This is a genomic window from Paenibacillus sp. OK076 (assembly GCF_900110055.1).
GTDB lineage: Bacteria > Bacillota > Bacilli > Paenibacillales > Paenibacillaceae > Paenibacillus.
The window spans coordinates 720,602-747,120 of the sequence record NZ_FOCH01000001.1 but is presented as its reverse complement, the minus strand read 5'-3'; the positions used below and the strand labels follow the sequence as shown (position 1 = coordinate 747,120).

Annotated in this window: 29 protein-coding genes; 5 read left to right on the top strand and 24 right to left on the bottom strand. The window is 44.9% G+C overall.

Annotation, left to right across the window (positions count from 1 at the left end; genetic code table 11):
• Window positions 1-155 precede the first annotated feature (155 nt).
• Together BMY78_RS33150 and BMY78_RS03290 are read right to left on the bottom strand one after the other, a co-directional pair.
• Window positions 156-371, bottom strand: a complete 216-nt coding sequence (locus tag BMY78_RS33150; RefSeq protein WP_256221934.1) for a hypothetical protein — start codon at window positions 369-371, stop codon at window positions 156-158.
• A 266-nt stretch (window positions 372-637) separates the two neighbouring features.
• On the bottom strand, window positions 638-1,033 hold the full coding sequence (locus BMY78_RS03290; RefSeq protein WP_090894643.1) for an RES family NAD+ phosphorylase: 396 nt from the start codon (window positions 1,031-1,033) through the stop codon (window positions 638-640).
• A 237-nt stretch (window positions 1,034-1,270) separates the two neighbouring features.
• On the opposite strand from BMY78_RS03290, the gene BMY78_RS03285 reads away from it, so the two are divergent.
• Both BMY78_RS03285 and BMY78_RS03280 read left to right on the top strand, forming a co-directional pair.
• Entirely contained in the window at window positions 1,271-1,531 is a 261-nt protein-coding gene (locus tag BMY78_RS03285; RefSeq protein ID WP_090894641.1) for a hypothetical protein, read from the top strand.
• Entirely contained in the window at window positions 1,528-1,914 is a 387-nt protein-coding gene (locus BMY78_RS03280) for an aspartyl protease family protein (RefSeq protein WP_090894639.1), read from the top strand. The genes BMY78_RS03285 and BMY78_RS03280 overlap by 4 nt, the downstream gene beginning before the upstream one ends.
• Window positions 1,915-2,071: 157 nt before the next feature.
• Here the strand turns inward: BMY78_RS03280 and BMY78_RS03275 are convergent, their stop codons facing one another.
• The 16 genes from BMY78_RS03275 to BMY78_RS03205 form a co-directional block, all read right to left on the bottom strand.
• Window positions 2,072-2,617 carry a 2'-5' RNA ligase family protein gene (locus BMY78_RS03275; protein WP_177185638.1) on the bottom strand — a complete coding sequence of 182 codons (546 nt, stop codon included), beginning with the start codon at window positions 2,615-2,617 and terminating at the stop codon, window positions 2,072-2,074.
• A 271-nt stretch (window positions 2,618-2,888) separates the two neighbouring features.
• Entirely contained in the window at window positions 2,889-3,353 is a 465-nt protein-coding gene (locus BMY78_RS03270) for a hypothetical protein (RefSeq protein WP_090894635.1), read from the bottom strand.
• A gap of 175 nt (window positions 3,354-3,528) precedes the next feature.
• Window positions 3,529-4,335 carry a restriction endonuclease gene (locus BMY78_RS03265; RefSeq protein ID WP_090894633.1) on the bottom strand — a complete coding sequence of 269 codons (807 nt, stop codon included), beginning with the start codon at window positions 4,333-4,335 and terminating at the stop codon, window positions 3,529-3,531.
• Window positions 4,336-4,646: 311 nt separating this feature from the next.
• Window positions 4,647-5,273 (bottom strand): hypothetical protein, encoded by a 627-nt coding sequence (locus tag BMY78_RS03260; protein ID WP_090894631.1) that lies wholly within the window; start codon window positions 5,271-5,273, stop codon window positions 4,647-4,649.
• 282 nt (window positions 5,274-5,555) lie between these two features.
• On the bottom strand, window positions 5,556-6,521 hold the full coding sequence (locus BMY78_RS03255) for an FRG domain-containing protein (protein ID WP_143067003.1): 966 nt from the start codon (window positions 6,519-6,521) through the stop codon (window positions 5,556-5,558).
• A 151-nt stretch (window positions 6,522-6,672) separates the two neighbouring features.
• A complete protein-coding gene (locus BMY78_RS03250; RefSeq protein ID WP_090894626.1) occupies window positions 6,673-7,176 on the bottom strand; it encodes an NUDIX domain-containing protein in 504 nt (167 codons plus the stop codon).
• A 255-nt stretch (window positions 7,177-7,431) separates the two neighbouring features.
• Entirely contained in the window at window positions 7,432-8,217 is a 786-nt protein-coding gene (locus tag BMY78_RS03245) for a DUF5919 domain-containing protein (protein ID WP_090894623.1), read from the bottom strand.
• A 9-nt stretch (window positions 8,218-8,226) separates the two neighbouring features.
• On the bottom strand, window positions 8,227-8,697 hold the full coding sequence (locus tag BMY78_RS03240; RefSeq protein ID WP_090894620.1) for an NUDIX domain-containing protein: 471 nt from the start codon (window positions 8,695-8,697) through the stop codon (window positions 8,227-8,229).
• 285 nt (window positions 8,698-8,982) lie between these two features.
• The gene (locus tag BMY78_RS03235; protein ID WP_090894616.1) at window positions 8,983-9,408 is read right to left on the bottom strand and encodes an NUDIX hydrolase; all 426 of its coding nucleotides are present in this window, start codon (window positions 9,406-9,408) and stop codon (window positions 8,983-8,985) included.
• Window positions 9,409-9,608: 200 nt separating this feature from the next.
• A complete protein-coding gene (locus BMY78_RS03230) occupies window positions 9,609-10,424 on the bottom strand; it encodes a tyrosine-type recombinase/integrase (protein ID WP_256221933.1) in 816 nt (271 codons plus the stop codon).
• A gap of 108 nt (window positions 10,425-10,532) precedes the next feature.
• Window positions 10,533-10,727, bottom strand: a complete 195-nt coding sequence (locus tag BMY78_RS03225; RefSeq protein WP_090894611.1) for a hypothetical protein — start codon at window positions 10,725-10,727, stop codon at window positions 10,533-10,535.
• Between the two features lie 66 nt (window positions 10,728-10,793).
• Entirely contained in the window at window positions 10,794-10,958 is a 165-nt protein-coding gene (locus BMY78_RS32720) for a hypothetical protein (RefSeq protein WP_177185637.1), read from the bottom strand.
• Window positions 10,959-11,044: 86 nt separating this feature from the next.
• Window positions 11,045-13,081 (bottom strand): B12-binding domain-containing radical SAM protein, encoded by a 2,037-nt coding sequence (locus BMY78_RS03220; RefSeq protein ID WP_090894609.1) that lies wholly within the window; start codon window positions 13,079-13,081, stop codon window positions 11,045-11,047.
• A 958-nt stretch (window positions 13,082-14,039) separates the two neighbouring features.
• Entirely contained in the window at window positions 14,040-15,920 is a 1,881-nt protein-coding gene (gene recQ / locus BMY78_RS03215) for a DNA helicase RecQ (protein ID WP_090894607.1), read from the bottom strand.
• A gap of 343 nt (window positions 15,921-16,263) precedes the next feature.
• Entirely contained in the window at window positions 16,264-16,533 is a 270-nt protein-coding gene (locus BMY78_RS03210) for an Rpn family recombination-promoting nuclease/putative transposase (protein WP_090894605.1), read from the bottom strand.
• Window positions 16,534-16,587: 54 nt separating this feature from the next.
• Window positions 16,588-17,442, bottom strand: a complete 855-nt coding sequence (locus BMY78_RS03205; protein WP_090901965.1) for an Rpn family recombination-promoting nuclease/putative transposase — start codon at window positions 17,440-17,442, stop codon at window positions 16,588-16,590.
• A gap of 330 nt (window positions 17,443-17,772) precedes the next feature.
• On the opposite strand from BMY78_RS03205, the gene BMY78_RS03200 reads away from it, so the two are divergent.
• Complete coding sequence (locus tag BMY78_RS03200; protein WP_090894603.1) at window positions 17,773-18,297, top strand: DUF5412 family protein; 525 nt, start codon at window positions 17,773-17,775, stop codon at window positions 18,295-18,297.
• Between the two features lie 98 nt (window positions 18,298-18,395).
• Here the strand turns inward: BMY78_RS03200 and BMY78_RS03195 are convergent, their stop codons facing one another.
• The 5 genes from BMY78_RS03195 to BMY78_RS03175 are packed head-to-tail and all read right to left on the bottom strand — an operon-like array spanning window position 18,396 to window position 23,590.
• Window positions 18,396-19,514 carry a glycosyltransferase family 2 protein gene (locus tag BMY78_RS03195; protein ID WP_256221932.1) on the bottom strand — a complete coding sequence of 373 codons (1,119 nt, stop codon included), beginning with the start codon at window positions 19,512-19,514 and terminating at the stop codon, window positions 18,396-18,398.
• Between the two features lie 58 nt (window positions 19,515-19,572).
• Window positions 19,573-20,319 carry a class I SAM-dependent methyltransferase gene (locus tag BMY78_RS03190; protein WP_090894598.1) on the bottom strand — a complete coding sequence of 249 codons (747 nt, stop codon included), beginning with the start codon at window positions 20,317-20,319 and terminating at the stop codon, window positions 19,573-19,575.
• Entirely contained in the window at window positions 20,306-21,868 is a 1,563-nt protein-coding gene (locus tag BMY78_RS03185) for a nucleotide sugar dehydrogenase (protein ID WP_256222193.1), read from the bottom strand. The genes BMY78_RS03190 and BMY78_RS03185 overlap by 14 nt, the downstream gene beginning before the upstream one ends.
• A gap of 25 nt (window positions 21,869-21,893) precedes the next feature.
• Complete coding sequence (locus BMY78_RS03180) at window positions 21,894-22,883, bottom strand: polysaccharide biosynthesis protein (protein ID WP_090894596.1); 990 nt, start codon at window positions 22,881-22,883, stop codon at window positions 21,894-21,896.
• A gap of 17 nt (window positions 22,884-22,900) precedes the next feature.
• Window positions 22,901-23,590, bottom strand: coding sequence for a glycosyltransferase (locus BMY78_RS03175; RefSeq protein ID WP_090894594.1), 690 nt, complete (start codon window positions 23,588-23,590; stop codon window positions 22,901-22,903).
• A gap of 354 nt (window positions 23,591-23,944) precedes the next feature.
• Here BMY78_RS03175 and BMY78_RS03170 point away from each other — a divergent pair, with 354 nt between their 5' ends.
• Entirely contained in the window at window positions 23,945-24,655 is a 711-nt protein-coding gene (locus BMY78_RS03170; RefSeq protein ID WP_090894592.1) for a GT-D fold domain-containing glycosyltransferase, read from the top strand.
• 111 nt (window positions 24,656-24,766) lie between these two features.
• Here BMY78_RS03170 and BMY78_RS03165 read toward each other — a convergent pair whose 3' ends face one another.
• Complete coding sequence (locus BMY78_RS03165) at window positions 24,767-25,183, bottom strand: hypothetical protein (protein WP_090894590.1); 417 nt, start codon at window positions 25,181-25,183, stop codon at window positions 24,767-24,769.
• Between the two features lie 189 nt (window positions 25,184-25,372).
• On the opposite strand from BMY78_RS03165, the gene BMY78_RS03160 reads away from it, so the two are divergent.
• Entirely contained in the window at window positions 25,373-26,506 is a 1,134-nt protein-coding gene (locus BMY78_RS03160) for an RluA family pseudouridine synthase (RefSeq protein ID WP_090894588.1), read from the top strand.
• Window positions 26,507-26,519: the final 13 nt, after the last annotated feature.

The window sequence follows — 26,519 nt, the reverse complement described above, 5'->3', positions numbered from 1 at the left end:
TAGATTGTCAAACCAAGTGCGACAGTTCCTCTGTGAAAGATTCGTGAGCTGTTTTCCAGCCCAGACATTTCCGAGGGCGATGGTTGATTAAATGAAGCGAACGATCCAATGCTGCATCTAATATTTGAGTAAAGTCTGTGCCCTTGGGAAAAAACTCACAAAGTAAGCCGTTTGCATCCTAATTTGAACCTCGTTGCCAGGAAGAGAAGGTCGGCAAAATAGATCTGTACGTCGTGCGTTTCCTCCAAGTTCGTGTAGCAGGCACATTCCTTCTCACGGTCTGTTGTAGCAGTTTGAAAAGCTACAGCAAGATACTGAGCAGCGGCTACACCAAAGGCAATCTCCATCGATAGAGCCGTACGAATAGGCATTTGAATCACGGTGTACAGGCGTGTTTTCCGTTCAATGAAGGTTGCTAAATTGTCGATGTAGGATTTCTAGCTTGCTGCGTTCGATTATGCTAAGATGTGAATAACTCATGAACTGATTCTCCTTGTGTGAATTCTGGTGTGGTAATTTTCATTCTACACGAATCAGGCTATGGGCCATTTTTTTATTTCCAGTAGGTGTCGCAAATCATATTACAATCCGTCATGTTTATAAACACGAGAGGCTTAATGAGCGTCTGCTTTTCTGCTTAACACTCTACTACCTTTAATGTTTCTAATGCAGTACATTCAGCTATTGTGACACTTGCATTTAGCCATGGTTGGACTTCTGCAATGACAGTTTCCTTAGCTTCTGCTACATAGAGATAAGAAATACCTTTTGGATTTACCCTACCATAAGAAGCTTTTCCGTCAGGCGGAGCTCCTAAATCCTTATCCTCATTAAACGGACTCAATCCATTAACCCTTGCTCTATAAAATTTTTGACCATTCATCACTTCATATGTTTTTGTTACAAGACTGGAAAGATAATCTTTGATAAAATCATGATCCTGATCGATCAAAAACCTATTATTTTTGAATAGTTCCGTAAATTGAGAATACTTGTTCAGAGCATCATCATTATTGGATATATATATTTCCATCTCTCATTTCTCCTTTTATTATGCTTGTAGTTCTGAGTATTTCCGATAACGTTCCTGTATTCACGACCCGACGCACGTCGAGTGTTCGGCGGATGCCGAATCCAGGGCGTATGCCCGCAGCGTGAATATTATGTTATACGAAGATTCAGACGCCTTTGACTACACTTTAACTTCTTTATTGCCCTTCTCCTCTATTCTACGTACAATTAAAAGCAAAGAATCAAAGGAGGAAAGGATATGAAATGGTCTGAGGCTAGAGTTCAGTTTCCTAATCGTTGGGTTCTTGTTGAAGCAATTACAGCCTACTCAGCTAATAACATGCGTAATATTGAAGAATTCTCTGTCATTAATGATTATGAAGATACTAAGCTTGCTTGGGATGCTTACAAAAAACATCATTCTTCTGAACCTTCACGTGAGTACTATATCTTTCATACTGCCAATGAGAACATCGAAGTTCAAGAACAAGAATTCATTGGAATTAGAGGTCTTCGATGAGAATAAGATTAGTTAATGGCCTTCCTATTATTGAAGTTTTATTCACTTATCAAAATCAATCTGTCTTGCTTCCCAATGTATTATTGGATACAGGATGTGCAACTACCATCTTTGATATTGATTTAATCGAGCCTACTGGCCTAACCATTGATCCTATACAAGGTCGTGCCGTTCGAATGTATGGAATTGGAGGTCAAAGTGAACTTTCATTTCAACAGCCCGTTCACTCGTTGACCTTAAACCACCATACATTAAATGATTTCGTCATTCAGCTTGGACAAACAAAAGAACCTTATGGTTTCGATGGAATCTTAGGTGTGGATTTTTTATCGACATTGCAATTGAATATCGATTTTAAAGATATGGTAGTTAGAAAACCCTAACTGCTTTTTTCTTTTCTGAATTTTCGTATAACATTCCTGTATTCACGACCCGACGCATGTCGGGTGTCCGGCTTATGCCGGACCAAGGGCGTATACCCGCAGCGTGAATAATATGTTAGATGATGTCATTGTCTTCACCGATTAACTTACAAAGATCTTATATAAGTGCCTTACTAATTACAGTTTCAATCACTCTTTTATTATTCTGGTATATAATTTTGATCAATGATATTTCTTGTACTTCAGTTTGCATACTCTCTAATCTTTTTGTAGTGAAATGTAATGCTTCTAAAAGTTTTTGATCATCTAAGTGGTTGGCAATCGTACAATGGGGTATCCATCTTTCAGGGTGATACATCAGATTGGAAAAAGCATTATATTTCTTGAAGTGGTTATGATAATTAGAGTGAAAGTTTATAAGTTCCTCGGTCGGATTTGGGGATAAGAATAAGGCTCCGCTGTTCATAAAGGTTCCTAATGTGTTGTAGCTAAGACGAATTTTTGGAGCCGAATTATAGTAACCATCAAACAATTCGCTATACTCCGATTCCTTTAGATCTGAATAATCTGCTAGTGTTAGATGAGGCTTTCTATTCTCAATCTCATAAGCATAGTTAGATATACCGCTATCGCTTAATTCCTTCCAAAGCGTTTTTATGATTCGTTCTGTTTCTAAATCAAAATGAAGGACTACTCCATACAAAATTAAATCCCTACTTTCTACTGTATGTATTCAATAAATACTAATAAGAGTTTTTACATTCTGCAATGATTTCGTTTAACGTTCCCGCATTCACGACGTCCCACCGACTTAAGCCCCGCCAGTGACGGCCGCGATGCGGTTAGTCGGTCGGATGATGTGTCCGCTGATCTCGCTTCCCTGCAGTTTGCTTCTCGCGGACCGAGGGCCGTCAGGCCCGAAGCGTGGATATAATGTTATACGCAGTACCTGACATCTTCGAATCTCATTCACATTAGCTCTTTTTGTATATCTTCTCTAGTGTTTTATAATCTTCATTAAGAAAAGTCATTTTTGGAACTTTGTCTAACCATTTAACTCCTGTTTCTAAGAATTCATTCCGATTAATCAGATCTTTAGGGTTATTTAGATCAATCCCAATCCGGTTCCATCTAACTTGATCAAGAGTAGTTTCAACTTCAGCTACAATTAAACTGCATGATAGATCACAGTCATCTGGGCACATTAAGATTGGTACTATCTTAACTTCGTCTGTTGCGTTAAATGTGTTCTCAACTATGTTGGACTCCTCATCAACACTCATCCAGTCAACTATCGTTGGAATTAACCCCAAAAACAAATCATCAGGATATAATTCATTCAAAATATGATCCAAAGGCTTTCCATCAACATAAATGATTGGATGAGCTTCTTTTACATATTTACTTTTCATGTTCTCGACTAAAATCTTATTTATCACTTAATTGCACTCCTTTGAACTACAAAAAAAACAAAATCCAGAAATTGCGTATAACGATCCCGTATTCACGACCCGACGTATGTCGGGTGTCTGGCGAATGCCGTACCAAGGACGAATGTCTGCAGCGTGAATATTATGTTATAGGATGTCGGTGCTTTAAAAGTTTATAATATATTCAGTTGATGCCCTTTATGCTTTTTTTAATCTCTTCATCAGTAATCAATTTATTAATACTTCCGTCTTGATTTCTAATTAATAATTTATGCTTTCCATAAGGATTAACTTCAATTGTTTCATCAGTCTTTAAAAATGGAACACAATATGATAATCCTAACAATTCAATCAAATGACCAGAAATCTCAAGAAATTGCCCTTTCAAGTAAAAAGAACCTTGTGCCATATCCTCAAAGCCTTTATGTATATTAGTGGATGCTAATTCACTTAACGAAGTAATAACATTTCTATTCTCATCATAAAAATTTTCTATAAGAACTTGAACTTTACCTTCTACTAATTTTCCTTCTTTTATCAATTGATCAATCTTCTCTTTTCCATTCTCCGAAAAAATTGGTGTATAGACAATCTCATTATCTTTGGGCGTAAAGATACTTATAGTTATAAGAATCTTCGTTATTCTTCCTTCTTCATCTAACTCTGTTGACGGCCTTAAATTATACAATTGTATATCCTTCCCAAACATCTTCGAACTTGCTTCTGCATATTCCATAGCTGGCTTTGTATAATCCGTTGCAGAAAAGAATGCTCCACCTGTTACTTCATTTAGGTCCACTAAAGCTCCACTTAACTTTTGAATATCTCCTCTACCCACTTTTGCTCCCTTTACAGTATAATCCTTTGCCTCGCTCATTCTTTTTTTGGATTTATCTTCTAGCATCACATCTATTTGATATAATGTGTTACTAAACTCTCCTCTAAGTTTTTCATCATGCGTTACCTTGCTCTCTTTGTATAGCAATTTCATAACAGCGGCTGAAATTTTCTCATATGCTTCTCCACTTTTTTAGGCTTGAATCCAAAAAGTTCTTCAAATAAAACATCAATTTTTGAAATCATTTTCTTCCCTCCAATAATCATTTAATATTCTTCTATATCTTTTAATTGATAGTTCTTACAGATTTCCTATAACGTTTCTGTATTCACGACTCAGAGTAGCTGAGTGTCTGGCGAATGCCGGACCCAGGGCGTATGCCCGCAGCGTGAATATTATGTTATGTGATTAGCCTGACATCCTCGGAAAATATATTCATTTCGTTTTCATCTCCTAAGAAAATATTACAACCCTAACTCATTCTTCATTTGTTCAAGTATATTCTGTCTTAATATATCAGCATCAATATATATACTATCTACTAAGTCCTGTATATTGATTGTTGCTTCTTTTTTGTTCAATCTTGCAAGATATGTATCAATATGTTCTTGAGGTCTTTTGTTAATTATGTTGTTTAGATAATCCAGTATTGCTTTATCTGTCTTATCTCCGAATGTAGCTTCTGCAATAAAAAAAGAACCGATTAATTTAGGTTTATTTTTATCATACTCAACTAAGCCTTCATATTCATATGGCAAATACTCTTCCAACTCATCTTCTATTCTTCTTTTTTCTTCCATAGAAGCAAATTGTTTTCCTTTTGTTCTTGAATGAAGTTCAAGATTAAATTTTAGTTTTGCACTTAGCAAAGTATGATGCATAGCAAGGTCATCTGTAAGTCTTGAAAATATCCCAAACTTCTTATCCCATTTTTCTTGTTCTTTAGTTTTATCAAACTGCCAGTTCCATAATGAAAAGGATAAAATTGTAGTAATTAGACTTGTTGTCAGGGCTGTTAGTATAGTGTTTCTCAATAGAACCTTCCAATTTTCACTTACTTTTTTCCCAGGGTTGTTATTTTTTCTTGACATATGTTTCTACCACATTTCTTAAAATAATTATTTAGTAGCTGTGAACACTATTTTTAAAGTTTATACAGATTTTCAAATGATTCGGTTTTTCACATAACGTTCACGTGTTCACGACGTCCCACCGACTTAAGGCCACAACGTGGCCGGGCGCGATGCGCTAAGTCGATGCGGATGTGTCTGGCTGCTCTCTTCTCCGAATTCCCTCTGCCAGATCGAGGGCGAATGCCCGATGCGTTAACACCGTGTTATGTAATTACTATGCCATCTAGAATTACTACAAGGTTAAGATCGATAATTTATATCAAATTCACCATATAATGATTTTGTAAAGCCATCAATTCCTGGATAAATAGTTTCACTAGATATATTCATTAACTTTAATTCTCTTCTAATTTCATTATGAAAATCTTTTGGAATATTCACTTTAAGCAATGCACATTCCTGATTCAATAACTCTATTAAATCTTCATCATGATTATCAATTATCTTACTTATTGGTAATTCCTTTCTAAATCTATTTACAGTTAAGGACAGATTGTATTCAAATGCTTGATGTCCTTCAAATGGAATAGCGAATAGACCTTGCTGACTGGAGAGTCGCTCATGTATATTAAAGGGCTCAATTAACATTACAAGTGGGCTTGAAGTTTGTTCAATTAATTTTTCATTACAATATTTTCTTGTCCCAAAATACTTCTCATCCTCTAAACCTCTCCATTTTTCTGTTTCAAGACCCTTCGCATTGATTAACTTTTTATTTAGGCAGAAGACAGTAGATTCTTGCAATGCCTGATCAATTGAAAAAAACAAAGCCACAAAGTATGAATAGGAAAAGTCTAATAATCTCGTTGGTCCTCCATGATGTTGTATTAAAGATAACCACTCTAAAACATTCTCTACTTCTGGAGGCTTTTCCAAGTAATGAAAAGCTCTACGTTGAAATTTTTCAATAATTTTTCTTTCAATCATTGGAATATCTCTAATATTAGAGTTATTGATTTTAGCTCCTCTTTCTAATGTAGTTTGTAATGACCATTGACTATTTGATTGTCCCCTAAATACCCACTTTTCAATGCTTCTAAATAACTTTCTGCAGTCTTCCCATGAATTAATCGTATACTCACAGAAAATATTGTCACTGTGCTTACTCATAAAAACACCTCTTAAGTTATTTTTTTTTGTTAGAATCAGATTATATATAATTGTAAATTGCTTTTGCATAGGTTTCACATAACGTTGTGTATTCACGAACCCTCACTGGCTTAAGCGCGTAAGCGCGGGTCGACGGACTTAGCCAGTGCAGGGTTGTCGCCTGATTCAGCTCCCCCGAAATCCCTCCCTAGCGACCGAGGGCGAATGCCCGATGCGTGAATATGTTGTTATGAGATGATGATGTTTTCTATGGATTACTTTCAAATATTACGCTAGAATATGGTTTTATTACTTGATCCGAAAAATATTCTTTAAAGAATTCATTAGTTGTTCTAGGAAATTTACAATGTTCTAAAGATTCTTCTAGCCTATACACTGTCCTCTTAATTTCATTAATGGGTAACCATTCAATCCCAACCTGTCCAACATCAGCTTGTAGGCTTCTTAATTCATTATTTAGGAAATGAGTGCTGCACTCATAAATAAAATCAATAGAATGAACCTCCTTCATTATGAAAGAGTATTCATGATTGCGCGATATGTATTCTCTTACACAAACTAACCTACTACTCGATATTTCGATACCCAGTTCTTCCATACACTCGCGACTTAAAGCCTGTTCCAATGTTTCATTCTCTTCTTGAGCTCCTCCAGGTAGTACATAATAAACACCTATATTTGCTCTCTTTTTCTTTATTAATAAAAGATTGTCTTTCTGAATAATCAATGCTCTTACTGTATTTCGAATCATTTAGAATAATCCCCCTCTACATCACTATCTCATAACGTCCCTGTATTCACGACCCAGCGTGTGCTGGGTGTCCGGCGAATGCCGGATCAAGGACGTAGGTCCGCAGCATGAATATTATGTTATATGCTGTTCCTGGGTTCAATAAGTTATAAATTGAATGGTTTATTTATCATGAAGTATATTTCATTGACATAAGGACTCAGCCTAGAGTTTATTCTACTCTTCGCTAAGTCCTTATTTCAAAATCAATATCTCTTAATCTTGTTTTGATAGCGAATAATCTTCCGAAATAGACCATATATCTTCAAAATGCTTATTGTATATTTCAAAAATCCCTTTATCAATCTCCTTTAAATTCATTAAGGGAGCAGCAGCTCCTCTCAATCCATAAAGATGAGGAGTCACTAACATTTCTGAATCGAATTTATAAATTGAATTGTAGAGTGGTGCATCATGTAGTCTAATTTCTATAAATCCTTGTTCTAGTAAAGGACTTAATCTGGCCAACGTTGTTTTAATTCGGTCAGAAATAGATCCTTCGTTCTTCTCTTCTTCGTTTCTTGCTTTTATGTAGTAGCCATCAGGCTTACCTAATAAAATTCTTATACGACATCCTTCTTTGTTTTTAGTTTCAATCAGCTCATTGAACTCATAATGCTCTGGAAGGAAATGAACAGCATATCCTAAAATATCTATAGTCGACTTAGATTCTTTAATTTTCTTTATCCATATCTCGTTATCTATTGACATCCTTCTGCTCCATATCCCTATCAAACCTACTTTGGATGTTTGATTTAAGAGTTCCACCGACTCTTTCAAACTCAAATCCAACTTTTGCAAACTCGAAACTATAGGAAGAATAGGACTACCTACGAAATGATTCAACAAAAAATATATGATAGCCGAGGCAAGTATAGATGTTCCAATACTAGTGAAAATACCATTGATAGTGTTTCCTAAGAATTGGCCACTTACAATAGCAATAACCCCTAAAAGTAAAACAACAATATATACGAGCAATTCATTTTTATTTTTTTCCAATTCCAATCCCTACCTAATCATTGATTTTGAAGAGTTCGAGAAGAAATCCTCTAACCTAATTTTTTGTGCTGGATGCATATTCACTTTAAACACTTCTTCTTTTTCAAAAAATCTAACTTCGTAAGACTCATTGCTAACACTAATTTCACCTGATTCTAAAATGCAATGAAAACAAATTGAAAATTGTTGTCTGATCTCTCCATTTGAATACTCGATTATATGATTGGGATCTGAATATATGCCAATAAGTTTTTCTACTCGAACTTCTAAACCAGACTCCTCTTTCACTTCTCTTATCACAGTTCTCTCAATATTTTCTCCATACTCCATTGCTCCTCCAAGTAGAGACCAAGAATTATTGTCTCTTCTTCTATGAAGTAATATTTGATTTTCACTATTAGTCACAATGGCCGAAGCTGCTGCAATAATAGAATTTGGCTTAGGAGCGTTATTGTCATAATAATAATCTTTTCTACTCAAAAATTAGCACCCTTTCTAGTTAGCTATCTAGCTAAATTTATTTTAACACGGCTATTGTGTTAACTTGTACATATTTCTCAGGAATTGCATATAACGTTCAAAGGTTCACGACGGGCTTCATCCTTATATAGCTCTTATCTTAGGATGAAGTCTGTGTTGGTGATTTACTTCTATTGTATTGACATCTTCCAACCAAGGACGATTGTCCACTGCGTGAAACTTGTGTTATAGGATGTCAGCGCCTTCTTCGATTCACATGCAAAAGGTCTTTTATTCCTTGTTAACTTATAGAGTAATTTCTTTAAGAATCTTATCCTTACTCATCTTAACTTGTTCAATCATATGCCCAATATTACCCTCACCTGCAAACAATGACATATCGAAAAAATCCTTATTTAAATCGGACCAGTATAATTCATTTTCATCCCCGTAGACGTCTACATGATAATTTAACTCGCCAAAATAAACTTCCACGTAACATTCTTGAATATAGTATTTGAAGTCCATTAAATGATGTAGAATAATATCTTTATTAGATATGCCAGTCTCTTCAAATAATTCTCTATATGCCGCCATAATGCCGGATTCTCCGTGTTCAATTTTACCGCCAACAAGATTACTTAAACCCTTATATGGATTCCTTGATCGCTTGCACATAAGTAATTTATCCATATCTTTGCTGTAAATCATGAGCACATTATACCCTTGCACTATTGATCCCCCTTTTAGAGACATTTAATATTGTCTGCTAGTTGATTTTTAACATATTGCGCTGATTTCCTATAACATCTAATTTATGTACTTCGTAAATACCACACACCCTGCATGATATGTGAACTACGTATATGATAACCTATGGTGCAGTATTTGCGAAGAAAAATTTGGTGAAAAAGGTAGATTTATAGCAACACTCAATCTCCCAGATCCAAACGATCCAGCGGGCTCTGAATACGCTGAATATTCTTCGTACTAACATGCGTATATCGCTGTGTTGTTCGTGCACTCGTGTGACCAAGCAGCTCTTGGATATAGCGCAGGTCTGTTCCGTTTTCCAGTAAATGCGTGGCGAAAGAGTGTCTTAAGACATGAATACTAACCTTCTTCACAATGCCTGCACGTTGTCTGGCTTCTTCAAGAACCTTCTGCACACTCCGCTCCGTAAGATGCCGATCAGAAGATTGCCCTGGAAAGAGCCATCGAGTTGGTCTATATTCAGTGACGTATTTCTGCACCATACCCCACGCTAGACTCGATAGGATCGTTCTCCGATCCTTTTGCCCCTCCCCCTGTCTCAAGATGAGTGTTTGCCTTTCAATATCAAGATCGCTGCACCGCAAACGCACAACTTCACTTACACGAAGTCCAGAAGAATAGGTTAGAAACAATATGGCCTTATGTTTAGGATTGGTTACGGATTTGAGCAATTGAGCGACTTCCTTTTCCGACAATACTTGTGGAAGCTTGGTCTGCTTTTTGGGACGAATATACTGGATATCCGTAGGGTGATGAAGTACATGTTTACAATAGAAACGTAGCGCGCTAATTGTCTGATTCACGCTTAAATGGGATATCCCTCGCTCAAGCAAGTCTAGACAATACGTCTGTAAATTAGATGTCGTGACATCCGTTTTTTCAAAAGGAGTATGTTTCAGAAAACGTTCGACCTGATTACAATACGCTTTAATTGTTTTGCGGCTGTATCCTCGTAACTTTAGTGCCTTCTGCAATGGTTCTTTGCTCCATGAGTTATTGTTTCCTCTACTCGCTTTCCAGCGCTGTAGATCTTCGCTCTCAATCCATAACTCCGGGGTAATATGAACGTCATTTGGATCGAACTAGCTTATGAACTCCTGTACAGCATCAATAGTGTAAGGGATGATCCACACTTTCAGTTGGGGCTCCCAACGTCTGGCCGTAATCTGGCGAATGCACTGAATATATGCGAGGTTGTATGGGATGCGAATGTGCAGTGAATCAGTGGAACCTACTGTTATAGTTATCGTTTCCTTGGTTGTAGCCTTATTAGTCATCTGAAGCTCTCCTTTGCTTGAAGTTGTTATACCTGAAAAACAAAAAGGAAGGCCCTTCTTCATCCACTAGGGAATCAGACGACCTTCCGATGCTTTCGGAACATATATGTTTAGATAAAAGGTGAAGCGGAGCGCGGCTTGTGCAGTGGCAAGCCGCGTAAGGGTGAGGTGCTGCTCCCAATGGGGCAGCACCTCACGGGATTGGACCGCATCCATAACCGCGGTGCTCACTGTTGTTGCACCAGAACGGCAAAGCCATGGTGCTTCCCCCACTGCATGCAGCCATCGGCCATGCAGCTCCCCAATGCCGCTGCAACCTACATGGCAGCGGCTTCTTCTCCCAGCGGCAGCGTGTAATACTGCGCCTGCTGCCCTTCATGCTGCTGGTACACAACGACCAGCAGCGTACGGCCTTTCGCGGCAAGCGGGCTGGCGCCAGCTAGCACACGCTCAAGCCGGAACGGAAGCACATCCAATACGGTGTGCTTCTGCAGTTCCTTTTCGCCGAGACCGAGGTCGGCGAAAGCACGGGCACCCATGACCGTCTGTGCGGTCATGGCCGAGGTCATCGGCAACGCACGCGAAGCGTTGCCGTCCACCATGTCCGCCGCTCCATCCGCGGCGGACCCTGTTGCGTCGCCCGAAGCGAGCGACGCTGCACCATCGCTGCCGATCACACCCGCCGCATCTACGGCAGAGTCTTCCCCGGCAGCAGCCGCATTTCCCACAGCGGCAATCGCACTCGTGCCGCTGCTTTCCAGCCATGCCGAGCCAGCGGCACCGGCAACACGCGGCAGGCGAACGTCTTCCGGACGTTCAGCCAGCGTTTTCATATAACCCGCCCACTGGTCCTTCTGGAGCGGATCTTCCCACCAGATTTTGCGTGGTTTGTACTTGTGGCCGAGGAAATAGTCCAGCTTCATCAGGCCAAGCACAACATCCATATGCGGCGTATTCCGCGACTCCAGGAAGCTGTGCAAACGAGTAAACAGATCCTCCAGCTGATGACCAATCTTCTGCCAACCCTGACCCTCCCAATAATCCCCGAATGCCTGGAAGAAGTCAAATGGCGAATCGAACTCCTGCTCCATCAGATACTTCAGCGTATGGTCCATTCGGTGTGCGTTCCAGTATTTCTCAAGTACATCTTCCAGCCGCTTCAAGCGCACGATGTCGCTGAACGGCAGCACGTCACTGCCCAGAATCTCATACGGCGCGTGATCCATATACGTGTAGTTATACTTCTCCGCATCCAGACGAAGCCCCGTACCACGCAGCATTTTGAGAAATCCGAGCTGAAGCTCTTCAGGCCCCAGGGCAAATACATCGTTAAACGTTTTGCGGAACGTATTGTAATCTTCCTCCGGCAGTCCGGCGATGAGATCCAAATGCTGGTCGATTTTGCCGCTGGCTTTGACCTTGTTCACCGTACGACTCAGCTTCGTAAAGTTCTGGCGGCGTTTCACCAGTTCATTCGTCGGATCATTCGTGGACTGTACCCCAATTTCGAAGCGGAATGTACCCGGCGGCGCATTCTCTGCCAGATAGTCGAGTACCTCGGGACGCATGATATCCGCCGTAATTTCAAACTGGAACACCGTCCCCTGATGATTCTCGATCAGGAATTTGAACATTTCGAGCGCATAATCCCGCTTGATGTTAAACGTCCGGTCCACAAACTTGATCAGCTTCGCACCCTTCTCAATCAGGTACAGAATGTCCGACTTCGTCCGCTCAATATCGTAATACCGCACGCCGACCTCAATACTGGACAGACAGAACTGACAACTGAACGGACATCCACGGCTGGTCTCAAAATAAACAACCCGTTTCCCAAGCTCCGGGATATCCTCTTCAAATCGATGCGGTGACGGCAGATCGTTCAGATCTGCCTTTGGCCGTCCTGGCATGAGAATGACTTCTTCCCCCTTGCGATACGCCAGTCCATAGACAAAGTGGAACTTCTTGCTTCCTTCCAGCTCCGTCAAAAGCTGATGCAGCGTCTCTTCCCCTTCACCCATTACGATGAAATCAACATTGGGAATCCGGTTCATCCAATATTCCGTGTCGTAGGACACTTCCGGCCCGCCCAGCAAAATTTTCACGTCAGGCATAACCTTCTTCAGATTATCAATGACCTTGATCGTCTCTTCAATGTTCCAAATGTAACACGAGAAACCAATCACGTCCGCGCCGCGCTGGTACAGATCAGACACAATATTCATCACCGGGTCCTTGATCGTATACTCCGCCAGGTCAATATCAAAATCCTTCTCACTGTACGCCTTCAGACAACGCAAGGCCAAAGAGGTATGGATGTACTTTGCATTTAATGTAGAAAGAATAACCTTCATGGTTCACAACCTTTGCCTGGACACCCAGACCATATTTTTTTGGTAAAAGTAAAGCTCTACAGCCATCCTGACCCGGATGCTGTTCATGCAAACCTCTATGGATTGCCATTCCACGTCTCATGGACATATCTAACTTTTGTCTTTCAAAGAGTGGACACTCTTTTCAAAAAGACATATACACCCCGCCAAACCCAAAGCACAACATACAGTATAAAAATCCATTTAATCAAACTACATGCTGTATACGATGCTGTCGGCCATTTCTAACGCACTGTCCATCCTTTGAAAGACAATCCGCCGTTTTTTGTCCACAATGCAGAGACACCATAATCAACTTCAAACTCAACTTCAACCTGTAAAAGACCTCATTCGCATTCCATCCACAATTCGTTATCCCATATTACTGCCTTGAGACTTAAGGCTTTAGCCTCGAACCTGTGCCAGACACTCCCCCGTATCATGGACGAACCTTCGAGCTCTTACTAGGGTGTGTTTTCAAACTCAGCCAAGAGATACGTTAAAAGAATACCAGGGTCCAAGCCACCTTGAAGTCCAGTCTGGATAATCTGGAGAATTGTCCAGACCATTTTCTAAGGAACCGTGGACGACTTATTTGGCCGTTCGGGTCCTCCTTTTATTTTGTAAGGAATATCAGACACGTTATTGACCAAAATCACCTGACAAATACGCTGTAAAGGGCTGTTTATACCAATATAGCGTGTGTCAGATTCCTTAGATTACTGTGGGTACTTCAAATCCCTTAATAAGACGTCACAGATTCGTTAGCTTTTCCGCTCCATGTTCCGCTCCTGACACTCAATTGTACTCCGGCTTTCGGCAGGTACTAAGATCCCCTCTAAATACATATCTATCATCTTTTCGAACATTTAGCTTTGCGCACATGAACTTCAAATATTGGAAAGCGCGAATTCATCAATTCACAATGCAAAATCCACACTCAATCATACTCGTAAAACGCATCGTCATCCGTATCCACGTCTTCGCCCGTTTGCTTCTGGAAAAACTCGAGGAAAGGCAATCCATACTTGCGGTACTTAACCTCACCGACCCCTTTAATATCCAGCATGTCACGTTCTGTCTGTGGACATACCACACTCATCTCGCGCAAGGTCGCGTCATTGAAAATAATGTACGACGGCACATGTTCTTTCGCCGCCAGATCACGACGGATCAGACGAAGCTGCTCAAATACCGTCTCGTTAACCGCAGATGGCATTGCATCGCGTCCACGACGTCCGCCATAGTTCGTACCCGAAGCCGTCGCCGCCGTCTTGCGGACCACCCGCTGCATCACTTCACGCTGACCTTTGAGCACTTCCACCGCCAGTGGCTGCAAACGAACAACTGGATACTGCCCCTCGGACAGCATCAGATACCCTTCCGATACCATGACGTTGATGATCTCCGCGATCTCACGTTCCGTACGATTACCCATCACGCCATAGGTTGGCAGGGAGTTGAAGCCGTAATCGAGCACTTTTTTGGCACGGGAGCCTTTGAGCACCGAAGCGACCAGCGATACACCATACCGTTCACGCATGCGGTGAATGCAGCTGAATATTTTCTGCGCATCAATCGTCATATCCACGAGCTCACGGTCGTCCGTACATGAACTACAAATACCGCACGGCTTGTCCTCATGCACCTCACCGAAATAATCCAGCTGCGCACTGCGCAGACAACGCGTCGTGTAACAATAGTCCACCATCTGCTGCAGCTTCCGATAATCGTTCTGCTTGCGGTCACCCTCCATCGGGTTCTGCTCGATCAGGAACTTCTGGGTGATAATGTCCTGTGCCCCGAATAACAAAATGCACTGGCTCGGCTCTCCGTCCCGTCCCGCACGACCGGCTTCCTGCACATACGCTTCCATGTTCTTCGGCATGCTGTAATGCAAGACATAACGCACGTTGGATTTATCAATCCCCATCCCGAACGCATTGGTCGCCACCATCACCCGGATATCATCGTACAAAAAAGCTTCCTGGCTCTGAGCCCGTTCATCGTCCGTCATCCCGGCATGGTAGCGTCCCGCGGGCAATCCCGCCTGCAGCAAACGCTGATGCAAATCGTCCACGTCCTTACGGGTCGCGGCGTATACAATCCCCGGCTCGCTGGCGTGCTCGCGCGCGTAATTCAGGACAAAGTCCTTCTTGCTCTCGCCGCGCAGCACGCTGAACGCCAGATTATCCCGCCCAAGTCCGGTCACATACGTCTGCGGGTCCTGCAAACGCAGCAGCCGCAAAATATCGCCCATGACCTCGGGCGTCGCTGTTGCCGTAAAGGCCGCAACCACCGGCCGCTCCGGCAAACTGTCCACAAACGGCGCTACCGCCAGGTAGCTTGTCCGAAAATCATGCCCCCACTGTGACACACAGTGGGCCTCATCCACGGCAACGCAAGAGATTGGCAAATAGCCCATCTCCTCGCGGAACCAGTCCAGCTCCAGTCGCTCAGGCGCGACATAGAGCAACTTCAGCTCACCGCGCTGCGCCGCGCGGATGCGATCATTCACTTCTTTGCCGCTAAGTGTACTATTAATATACGCGGCAGCAATTCCGGCGGTCGTCAGTGCATCGACCTGGTCCTTCATTAATGAGATCAGCGGGGAGACGACAAGCGTCAGACCCGAATATAACAAAGCGGGGATCTGATAACAGATCGATTTCCCGCCTCCGGTTGGCATAATGCCCAGTGTATCTTCGCGTTCGAGCAGGCTGGCTACGATTTTTTTCTGTCCCTCACGAAAGTCGGGGTAGCCATAATATTTTTGCAGGAGACCCTGCGCTTCTTCTAATGTAGGTGTTTGCACACTCATGTAAAGACTCCTTACTTATCACCGGTGTTCTTCCACCAGCTTGGTCCGATCCGATTCTGACATCCGAAAGCGGCTTATACCGCATCCTTGACAACAAAATGGCGTTCTCATGACTTGTCCGTCAAGCAAACGCCGCTCCCTTTAGTTTAACGGCCCAGACCCGAATGAGCAACCGCGTTTTCATGTAAAACGATCTTCGGCAACTGTGTAACAGCGGTATAACCTAAGTGATCAGAAAGATTACAAATAGAATCTGGTGTGATTGAACATTCTAGGTCAAATAAAAAAACAACCGCCTGCCCTTTTGGGAGCAATACGATTGTTTGGATTTAAAGTGCATTTGCTAATCTTTTAGCGCCTCAACTTCAGACTCGGTTAGACCACTTGTTTTGGCGATGACAGATACTTCGATGCCGAATGAAAGCATATTTTTAGCTATTTCAATCGCCTTTCTTTTTTCACCTTCCGCTAATCCCTTTTCCGTAGCCCACTCAATCATCGAGGCTTCATCATGCAAATACTTTTGCCGCTCTTCATCCAAGCGACGTGCTTCACGATCCTGACTCAGAAACTCAAGCGTATCCATCGCTTTCTTCAATGTAGGTTCATTCATTTGCAGCACCTCTCATTGTTTGTGGGAGCGAGTTTTTTTCTGTAGGTTGCGTTGCTAATCTTTCAATGCCTCAACCTCAGACTCGGTTAGACCACTTGTTTTGGCAATGACCGAAACTTCGATGCCGAATGAAAGCATATTTTTTGCAATTTCGATCGCCTTCTTTTGTTCGCCTTCCACTATACCTTTAGCAATGCCCTTCTCCGTAGCCCACTCAATCATCGAGGCTTCATCGTGCAAATACTTCTGCCGCTCTTCATACAAACGACGTGCTTCACGATCCTGACTCAGAAACTCAAGCGTATCCATCGCTTTCTTCAATGTAGGTTCATTCATTTGCAACACCTCCCAATTGGATTTGTCAGCACCTTTCAGGAACAAAAGCCAGTTAATCAGACCACCTTCCATCGGAACGGATTGATCATCCAGCTTGGACAGCTCCATAAAATGAACTTCGAGATCATCACTCAATTCAAGTCCAGTATGGTCTTCCCTCAGATGAAATACATTATGATAACGCTCATTTTCGATAAACGAGTAATTTAAAATATTAATTGTCACACACTTTTTCAGTTCCTTGTACGTTTGGCCTTCCTGCAACTGACTGGAATAACGCTTGCTCCAATAGTATAGGGTCCGTTTTTCAATATCGTATTTATTAAATAACTGCATCTCAATGTTGATCAATTTACCTTCAGCTGTTTTCGCCCAAATATCAAATATGGACTGTTTATCCAGCGGAGCATCTTTATCGGTATACGGATTAAGGAGTACAATCTCCGTCAGCGGCTGTTCCCCCGATTCTGCAAACGTTCGGTTCAAGAAAACCAGCAGTACATCTTTATTTTCTTCACTGCCAAAAATACGCTTGAAAACAAAATCGTTTCGAGGATCGAGCAAATCAGACATCTGACCATCAACTCCGTTTCTTTCTATTATACCATGCTTGGCATACTTAATTGCAGCATCAACCACCATTATCCAAGTTAAACATTCCTCATCAAACTACTACCTCCAACTGCTTCTTCAAGTCCTGAATTTGCTAACAAGACACTCTTTCTCCAATTAATTAAGCTCTTGCTTGGTTAAGGATTATTTTAACTTATTTGTTATTAATTATATCTACAATATGTTACCATCAATTAATGATTAGCTTACAGAAAAGACATTTGTATACCTACATATCCATTACCGTATATCGTTTGATCCCACTGCCATTAAAGGAGGGCCGTTTTATTGATGTCGAAACAACATGCACATGCTAGTGACTCTTCAAACATCTCATCACCAAAATCGTGGATACACCGACATCCGATATTCACCGCATTTTCGATACTGATTCTGGCTCTGTTCGCCGCCGTATTGCTGTATTTCTGGCTTCGCCCGTACTTCTCCACGTTTGATCGTTCCCAACAAGGAGATCTGAGCTACTCCATGCCTTCACGGAACGTAGAATATACCGCCGAGATTTACGGCGTGCCTTATGGTGGTGCGGCAGGTGGAGTCACCATCTGGGTGGATGTGAAGAAAACAAATGATCCGAATGAATCCACCGTAAAAACCATTTATCGCGCCGAGTATCATGGACATAACCATCTGGAATGGGAAGATGAACACACGCTCCGGATCGAAAACGGGAATGAATATGTAGATGAAACCATTACGCTAAACATCGATGAAGAAATCTATGACGGTTGGGGCTGGGCATGCCAAAGCCTGCGTATGAAGGACCAGTACGTTCGCTGCCTGGCACCCGAAAAATAAAAACACAAATAAGCAGCCCCGCTCGCCGAATCTCAAGGCAAGCGGGGCTGCTCTTATTCCACCTCTAGAGCGGAGCAACACCACTCTTACTCTTACTCTTACCCTTTCTCTCTTTCTTCCGTGCCCTTGTTCCCCTTACTCATCACCGCTTCAAGCTTCTGCCGATTGGCAATCAGGCCGGGGTCATTCGGCAGATACTCCCTTGCTTTGCTGTTATGCAGAAGCGCGTGCTCCCAGTTCCCCATGTGAGCGTAACAAAGGGAGAGTCGGGCGTGGGGCAGCCAAGTGCGGCATGCCGCTGGCACCGGACGCAGACCCGGATCGCGGCTGCTGACATCGAGCGCCTGCATATACCAGTAGATGGCGGACACAATCTCCTGCCGCTCCTGGAAGCAGGCAGCGATAGCGCAGCAGAAGTCGGCATGCGGCAGGTCGAATTGAAATGACTGTAACAATGCCCCCAGCTTCCGGCCCGGATCGCCAAGCCGTTCGTAACATTCCGCCAGCCGCGCGCAGGCGATGAGCCGATCCTCGCGATAACCGCTCGGCTCCAGCACCAGCTTCGCGTACGCCCGAACCGCCGCCGCATAACGCCTGCGGTCGTAACATTCGCCTGCATAATAGAACAGCAGGCGTCCCTGGGCTGCGCCCTCTTCGGCGATCCATTTGCGCAGTATGCGCACGTTTCGCGCCGAATGATGGCCCGCTTCGCGGCGGTGCGTGACGGCAATGTCTGCCGTAATGACACCGCTCTGCGGGAAGCCTAACTGCTCGTGCAGCCGGCCATGCCAGCGGCAGCCCGCTTCCCGCTTGACGAGGCGCAACCGTCGGTCCGTCACGAGCGGACTTCCCTCCGGCCCCTCGGCCAGCGTATAGCTAAAGATCACAGCCGCCGTCTCTCCCCCGGACGGCAGCTGCTGCTTCAACCTTTCCAGCTTCGCCCGTTCCGCAGGCAGCAGCACATCATCCGCATCCAGCCACAGGATATATTCCTGTGTGGCCCGATCGAATGAATAATTCCGCGCTGCGGCGAAATCATCTTTCCACGCATACGTATAGACCCGGTCGGTATATTGCGCAGCGATCTCCATCGTACGATCGGATGAACCGGTATCTACAATAATGATCTCGTCCGCGATGCCGGCGACCGAGTCGAGACAGCGCGCAAGTGTGCGTTGTTCGTTCTTCACAATCATACACAGACTGATAGTGATCACGGTTTAAGCCCCTTCCTGTCTTACGCGTATTGCGTTTTTTTCTTCTCAGCCTCATCTGCTACACTTCCCCAGTCTCCTGACGGCGCAGACGTTTAACCTGCTCCACCGCATTGTCCAACGCTTTCTTGCGCTGATTCATCAGGCGAAGGTGATTCTTCTCCACAGCGGCAAACTGTACGTGATCCAGCTCCATCCATTCCGTCAGTTGGTTCAGGGTTGGTGACATATACAGCTGCGTTTTCCGTCTTTTGCGTGCCACACAACATAGATATTTATGATGAACTTCCAGCTTCAATACTTCAAAATACGGCAGCAAGCACATTGCCAGATTCCCGGCATAGAACGTCTGCTTGTGATCGTAAAAGGGATGATAACCATACGGCACGGTCACAACAAGAGTTCCCTCCTCCTGCAGCAGTCGGTGAATTTGCAGCAATAACGTCTCCGGATGGGCAAAATGCTCCAGCACTTCACCAAGCAATACGGTATCAAAGGTGGTTCTTGTTTTCCATTGCGTAATGTCCAGCAGGCGAAAATCCACATTGTTCCGCACGGGTCTGGATTCCTTCGCCAGTTCCTCGCGGGCGTACTGTATACTCTCTTCTTCCAGATCAATTCCGGTCACCCGAAAGCCTTCCCGCCCCAGCAAAATGGAGGTAACTCCCTGGCTGCATCCAATATCCAGAATTCGTTTGCCTGTCGCTTCCCGGCACATCCAGTGAATGCGGGTACGTGTGGCTTCATGTGATTCCTCCGAATTGATCTCGCCATAATAACGCTCGTTGACCCGGTCATGATTCGCCATGGCTGCCTCCGCAATTTTCGTGCGAGTGTTTGAGGTGTGGTTCACTGTGTGCTTGTCGGTCTGCACCGATAGGATTGGTATGTCCCTGCCTATCCCCATCCACCTTCTGAGACACTCGCATGTTTTCGTGAATTTGCAACTCATGTATTCCCTTCATACCCTGCAGCACGTTCACTTCCGGTCGAATCGGCTGTCCAAGCACCACGATATTTCCACCGACACATCCGGCTGTAGCATTACGTGTGTCGAAGATGAGCTTGGCATGATCCGCCATCTCCTGATAATCGAAGCCCGTATGATCCGTCGTAATCATGACCAGATCAGCCCCTGCCCACAATGCTGGTGATGCTGGTTGAGCATGAGCAACCGTGCCATCATCCCTGCGGAATACAGGCACCATCGGATCGGTAAAAACCACATCTGCCCCCGCTTCACAAAGCAGTCTATAGACATCCAGCGCTGGCGATTCACGCAGATCGTCGATATCTTTTTTGTACGCCATACCCGCCAGCACAATTCGGGCTCGCTGCAACGATGAACCGTTCTGTTCGAGCAGCTCGGCGGCACGCTTGACCACTCTTTCCGGCATTTCCCGATTGGTTGCATCCGCAAGCGAAATGAATTTCAGTTCCGACCCCTGACGGCCTGCGGCCCAGGACAGATAGATCGGGTCAATTGGAATGCAGTGTCCACCAATGCCCGGACCTGGATAGAACGGCATATAACCGAACGGCTTGGTTGCCGCAGCGTCCAGCACCTCCCAGATGTTTACGCCCATTTGCTCACAAGCGGGTGTCAGTTCGTTCACAAGCGCGATGTTCACGCTGCGAAACGTATTTTCGAACAATTTTGCCGTCTCTGCCACTGTCGTTGAACTAACGGGAACGATTTCGTTCAGGAACGAACCATAGAATGCTTTTCCATAAGATAGACAGGACGGGGTGGAGCCGCCAATGATCTTGGGTGTATTTTTCACCCCATAATGCACACTTCCGGGATCTACCCGCTCTGGAGAATAACAGACATGAAACTGCTGCCCTACTTTCCACCCTTTCGCGGCTTCGATCGGCTGCTTTACACGCTCCTCGGTGGTGCCGGGATACGTGGTACTCTCCAATATGACCAGGCAGCCCTCCTGAAGATAAGGCGTTATGCCATCCACCACTGCAGCGATAAATGAAATGTCCGGCTGGTGCTCCGCAGTTAAAGGCGTAGGCACACAGATAACAATGACATCGGCCTGCGCCACTGCTGCGAAATCCGTGCCTGCGATGAACAACCCGGCCTGAGCAAGGGATTGCACCACCTTATCTTCAATGCCGATCACATACGATTTCCCGGCACGCAGCTTGGCCACCTTCGCTCCATCGATGTCAATTCCTTGCACCTGATACCCAGCCTGCGCCATCTCCACCGCCATAGGTAAACCGACATACCCGAGACCAATGACGGCGCCTTTCAGGGAGCGGTTGTTTATGTTTTGAAGCGTGGTACGTTCCTGTGTTTTGTTATTTCCTTCGTACTTGCTGCCCTCTACCATTCCTTCCACCTCCAAACGGTCCGCCTCCCTTCTATTAATCGATAAAGCCACCTGCACGCAAAAATTGGGCAACCGCTGACCGGTTCATCATCGCGCTGTCCGAACGATACTCGGAAAAGGTCACACCAGGCAGACCACTATACCGATCTGTCAGGCTTTTCTCCGGTTCTTGTGGCAAAATCACATAATATTGCTCGTCATATTTGTAGGTACGTGGTGCCTCGAATGGAGAAATGAGTACTTCATGCAATTTTTCGCCCGGTCGAATCCCGGTTACTGTATAGTCGTGAGCAGGACGACCTGCCTGTTCCAGCATGACCGAAGCCAGATCTGTCATCTTGCAGGCCTTCATTTTCATTACAAAAGTCTCACCGCCCACCGCTGCCTCAGCTGCCTTCAGCAACAAATGAATGGCCTCCGTCCGCGTCAGGAAAAAGCGGGTCATGCCTTTGTCCGTAATGGTCAGGCTCTTGCCTTCATCAATCTGACGACGGAACAATGGAACAACACTGCCGCTGGTCCCGAGCACATTGCCCCCGCGAATACATACAAAACGGGTGGACTCGCTCAGCCCATTAGCACGAATCATCATCTTTTCACCCAAAGCCTTGGTCATGCCGTAAACGTTAATTGGATCTACCGCCTTGTCGGTGGAGACGTCAATGACTTTGGCAACCTGCATGTGAATCGCAGCGCGAATAATGTTCTGCGTGCCGATGACGTTGGTCTTGAACGCTTCATCCGGCTGATCCTCGCATACCGGAACATGCTTCAGTGCTGCCAGATGAAAAAGAACATCCACCCCGCGACAGGCTTCCTCCACTGCCCGATAGTCGCGAATATCCCCGATGACAAAACGCAAACGTGCATCATGACCGAAATCCCGCTGCATCGTTATCTGGGCGTACTCATTACGCGAGAGAATCCGAATTTCGGCTGGATTCTGCTCCAGCAGTACCTCGGTCAGCTTTTGCCCCCAGGAGCCCGTGCCTCCGGTGATCAGAATCGTTCGTCCTTTAATCATGGTGAATCCCTCCTTGTTCAAATCATGAATTCGCGTAATACCGCAGCCATCTCTTCCCGGCTCAACCGATCTTTGGGCGGTACTTTTTTGATGGATGTATTGCTGGAATGCACGATATTCACGTAATTGCGCGGAGCCAGCAGTTCATGCGGTAGCTCAATGACATTGCCATGTGTTCCCCGGCCCGGCAGCTTCACCCGATATCCCGCAGCATACTCTGCGGTTTTATATAGGTAGACATAGAACTGCGGGGAACGATGAAAAGCTGGCGCCATCTCATGATTCACGCTGTCCCACAGATATCCATTCTGGTTGATGAGTGCCATCGTTCCTGGCTGTGGCTGCACATCATAGAGCTGTTGAACAAACGTCTTGTGATACAGATCATCTGAATCCAGTCGGGCTATATAGATATCCTCTGCTCCCTCGGCAAAAGCCAGAATAGCCCGCACACTCTCGATATGCGTGCCAAACCGGATGTTGGCAGGTAGCGGCTCCTGTTCCGAGAGAATCTCCTTTATGAGTTCCCCCGATTCCTTGGACAACTTCAATACAGCCAGGAAATCCTGATTCGTCTGGGCTTTAAGGCAATTCAGGGTGAATCTACGAAAAATGTCCATCCGCCGCTCCAACCATTCTCTCGTCAAGCGTTGCGGGTCCATTCCATAATTGTTGAAGTTAATCTCAATAACCACTCTTCTGGACATACCCTTCCTCCTCATCAAGTCTGTGATTTTCTTTCACTTAATTCAGAATGTTTTCATAGCGTTTACAGTCATTCCCACACAAAAAAATCCCTGTCTGCCTGAAGCTCTATACAGAAGCTCTCGCCAATCCAGCCGACTCTATACCGTATGAAAAAATACTAGAATCGGTCCGGACACCTGCACGGGTTCTCCTATAAATGAGCATTTTACATAAGCCCATTAAGCCCCTCACATGCTTCAAGAAGTAGTTTGATATGCACCAGAAAGGCGCCCTGCGGGTCGAACACACAAAACGTTGCCGAAGCCGCAACATAGAATAGAGCAATTGAATTTCAAAGGAGGCTTTATACCAGAATGAATGCAATCTATCTTGAAATGGATGGTGTGTTGGATCAACTTGAAGCCGCCGTGAGAGAGCAACGTCCTTTCTCTCTGGTCCGTGTAGGCGATGGGGAGAATATCGTCATGTCCCAGGAAACGGTCTGGAGCACGGAACAGGTTTTGCAGGAGCGATGGGCCATCAAGGCTAATCTGGGGCAAAAAGGACTGCGTCTGCCCAACCTGCAGCTCCGGGATGAGGTTGCGGCTTCCTTACAGCGGGCGAATATCGTAGGTGTTCTTCCTCACGGGGACAGTACCATCAAAGCCCCGGAGCATCTCAAAAGACAGCTGACCGATACGGTGTTCGCACATTTCGGTATCTCTCCGGCGCTGACTTGCCATGCCTGTGTCAATCGGGAACTCGCGCAGGTGCCCCGCTTCTGGAATATGCTTGCCGGCAAGCGGATACTGCTCGTTACCCGTGAGATTGAACAGCTGCGAGCCACACTCGTTCAGGAGCCGTATCACCTGAATATTACAGCTGCGCTGCCCTTCGACAGCTGGGATCAGATGCAGGAAACACTGGAGTGGATTCAAACGAATCAGGATACCTTCGATGTAGCTCTCTTCTCCTGTGGCGTGAACGCGGTTGTCCTTGCGGAGCGTACAGCGGCACTTGCAGGCAAAGTCGCCATCGACTTCGGCAAAGCCAACAACATTATTTTGAAAGGCCGCGCCAACTAGCCTTTAAAAGTAGATACTACAACCAAAATCCCGGACTCCTTGGAGCCGGGATTTTGTTCTGCTAATCATAAGATGCCGTAACGTAAACACTCTTTCTGTTGAACCTTTTGTTCATAGGAACCAATTGGTGGCTGCAATACCATAGAACACCTCAGGTCCGGTCCGTACAGATGTGGACACCCCGGAAATGAACGAGGTATACACACTTTCCAGTGCAGGCGGTGCGGACAGATCCTGTGCAGTGAACGAATGAAATTCAGCGCCACCGTTCTGACCTATGGTACCTTCGGCGCGATAGATTACAAAGAACGGATCGTAAACACTACCCCGTACAAGCTCAACAACGAACGTATCTCCCACTTCTCCGGTAACGCCAACCGTGCCATTCAAGGTGATAATAGGGTTTGGGACACCAAGGGTCTGCAGACCAATGGAGCCGAACGCTTCTGGTGATGGGCCCAGAGACAAACCGGGCTGTCCAACAGTTCCCGAGTTCATCGAAGTTCTCATATCGAGAAACACACCCATGAGTAACACCTCCAATGCTATAGGATACGTTATTCTATGAATCTCGACTCTCTTTGGATTGGATGGGTAACAGTTTCTGTCCACCTATTTTTATTTGCCCCCGGTTAATGGTATATTGGACTGCATAACGAAATGAACGGATCGTATGCACACAAGCGGTACAGGCTGTTCAGAAGGAGATTACTATTTATGAATAAACGTAAACGCCCAACAGGCAATACATCCGCCAAAGGGAAAACATCCGCAGGTTCGTCCACAGCGCGGTCGGGTCGGTCCACTTTTACTTCCGCCAAATCATCAGGACCATCCACATCGCGTAATACAGGAGCGGCGAAAAAGCCAGTAGCATCCAAATCCTCCGCGGTTCCCAAGAAAGCCGGAGCACCCAAACCCAAAGCAGCCAAACGCTCGGGCAATTCCTATTATCGCAAGCAAGAACCACCACGTCCGTACAAGGTTACTGAACCTGATGAGCTGCTCAGCTTCCTGCTGAAACATTTGAAGTCCGGCCGTAATGCGGTCAAATCCATTCTGGGTCGCGGACAGGTATCCGTTGATCAGAAAGTGGTGACCAAGTTTAATCTGGAGCTTACGCCGGGGCAGATCGTAACGATTAGCAAAGAAGGCGCTGTTGCCGCTCCTTCCCTGACGGGCATTAACATTTTGCATGAAGACGATGATATCATTGTCATTCGCAAGGAAGCTGGGCTGTTATCCATTGCCGCTGACAAGAGTGATGATCTTACCGCTTATCGCCAGCTGACCGAGCATGTTCGCCGTACCGACGCGCTGAACCGGATATTTATTGTCCATCGTCTGGACCGCGACACTTCGGGTGTCATGATGTTCGCGAAGAGTGAAGAAGTGCAGCAGAAGCTGCAGGACAACTGGAAAGAAAATGTACAGGATCGTGTGTATGTTGCCCTTGTGGAAGGCGCCGTTGCAAAAGAAGAGGGCACCATTTCCTCATGGTTGAAAGAAACCAAGACGCTCAAAATGTATTCCAGTTCTCGCCCGAATGATGGACAACATGCCATTACACACTACAAACGTCTACAATCGAACCGTGAATTCTCCCTGCTGGAAGTCCGTCTGGAAACGGGACGCAAAAACCAGATTCGTGTGCATATGGAAGATCTGGGCCATCCCATCGCAGGCGACAAAAAATATGGTGCTCATACCAAAACACTGGGTCGCCTCGGACTGCATGCACGGGTACTCTCGTTCATCCATCCAACGTCGGGTGAGCTGATGAGATTTGAGACCGATATTCCAAAACAGTTCCTCTATCCATTCCGTACGGATGCTCCATCAGCGAACTAACGGGATGATTCAA

Bases quoted from the DNA above. Each gene is read 5' to 3' on its own strand.
- BMY78_RS33150 (WP_256221934.1), bottom strand. From the start codon at position 371: ATGCCTATTCGTACGGCTCTATCGATGGAGATTGCCTTTGGTGTAGCC.
- BMY78_RS03290 (WP_090894643.1), bottom strand. From the start codon at position 1,033: ATGGAAATATATATATCCAATAATGATGATGCTCTGAACAAGTATTCT.
- BMY78_RS03285 (WP_090894641.1), top strand. From the start codon at position 1,271: ATGAAATGGTCTGAGGCTAGAGTTCAGTTTCCTAATCGTTGGGTTCTT.
- BMY78_RS03280 (WP_090894639.1), top strand. From the start codon at position 1,528: ATGAGAATAAGATTAGTTAATGGCCTTCCTATTATTGAAGTTTTATTC.
- BMY78_RS03265 (WP_090894633.1), bottom strand. From the start codon at position 4,335: ATGAAATTGCTATACAAAGAGAGCAAGGTAACGCATGATGAAAAACTT.
- BMY78_RS03260 (WP_090894631.1), bottom strand. From the start codon at position 5,273: ATGTCAAGAAAAAATAACAACCCTGGGAAAAAAGTAAGTGAAAATTGG.
- BMY78_RS03250 (WP_090894626.1), bottom strand. From the start codon at position 7,176: ATGATTCGAAATACAGTAAGAGCATTGATTATTCAGAAAGACAATCTT.
- BMY78_RS03225 (WP_090894611.1), bottom strand. From the start codon at position 10,727: ATGACTAATAAGGCTACAACCAAGGAAACGATAACTATAACAGTAGGT.
- BMY78_RS03220 (WP_090894609.1), bottom strand. From the start codon at position 13,081: ATGAAGGTTATTCTTTCTACATTAAATGCAAAGTACATCCATACCTCT.
- recQ (WP_090894607.1), bottom strand. From the start codon at position 15,920: ATGAGTGTGCAAACACCTACATTAGAAGAAGCGCAGGGTCTCCTGCAA.
- BMY78_RS03210 (WP_090894605.1), bottom strand. From the start codon at position 16,533: ATGAATGAACCTACATTGAAGAAAGCGATGGATACGCTTGAGTTTCTG.
- BMY78_RS03205 (WP_090901965.1), bottom strand. From the start codon at position 17,442: ATGTCTGATTTGCTCGATCCTCGAAACGATTTTGTTTTCAAGCGTATT.
- BMY78_RS03200 (WP_090894603.1), top strand. From the start codon at position 17,773: ATGTCGAAACAACATGCACATGCTAGTGACTCTTCAAACATCTCATCA.
- BMY78_RS03190 (WP_090894598.1), bottom strand. From the start codon at position 20,319: ATGGCGAATCATGACCGGGTCAACGAGCGTTATTATGGCGAGATCAAT.
- BMY78_RS03180 (WP_090894596.1), bottom strand. From the start codon at position 22,883: ATGATTAAAGGACGAACGATTCTGATCACCGGAGGCACGGGCTCCTGG.
- BMY78_RS03175 (WP_090894594.1), bottom strand. From the start codon at position 23,590: ATGTCCAGAAGAGTGGTTATTGAGATTAACTTCAACAATTATGGAATG.
- BMY78_RS03170 (WP_090894592.1), top strand. From the start codon at position 23,945: ATGAATGCAATCTATCTTGAAATGGATGGTGTGTTGGATCAACTTGAA.
- BMY78_RS03165 (WP_090894590.1), bottom strand. From the start codon at position 25,183: ATGGGTGTGTTTCTCGATATGAGAACTTCGATGAACTCGGGAACTGTT.
- BMY78_RS03160 (WP_090894588.1), top strand. From the start codon at position 25,373: ATGAATAAACGTAAACGCCCAACAGGCAATACATCCGCCAAAGGGAAA.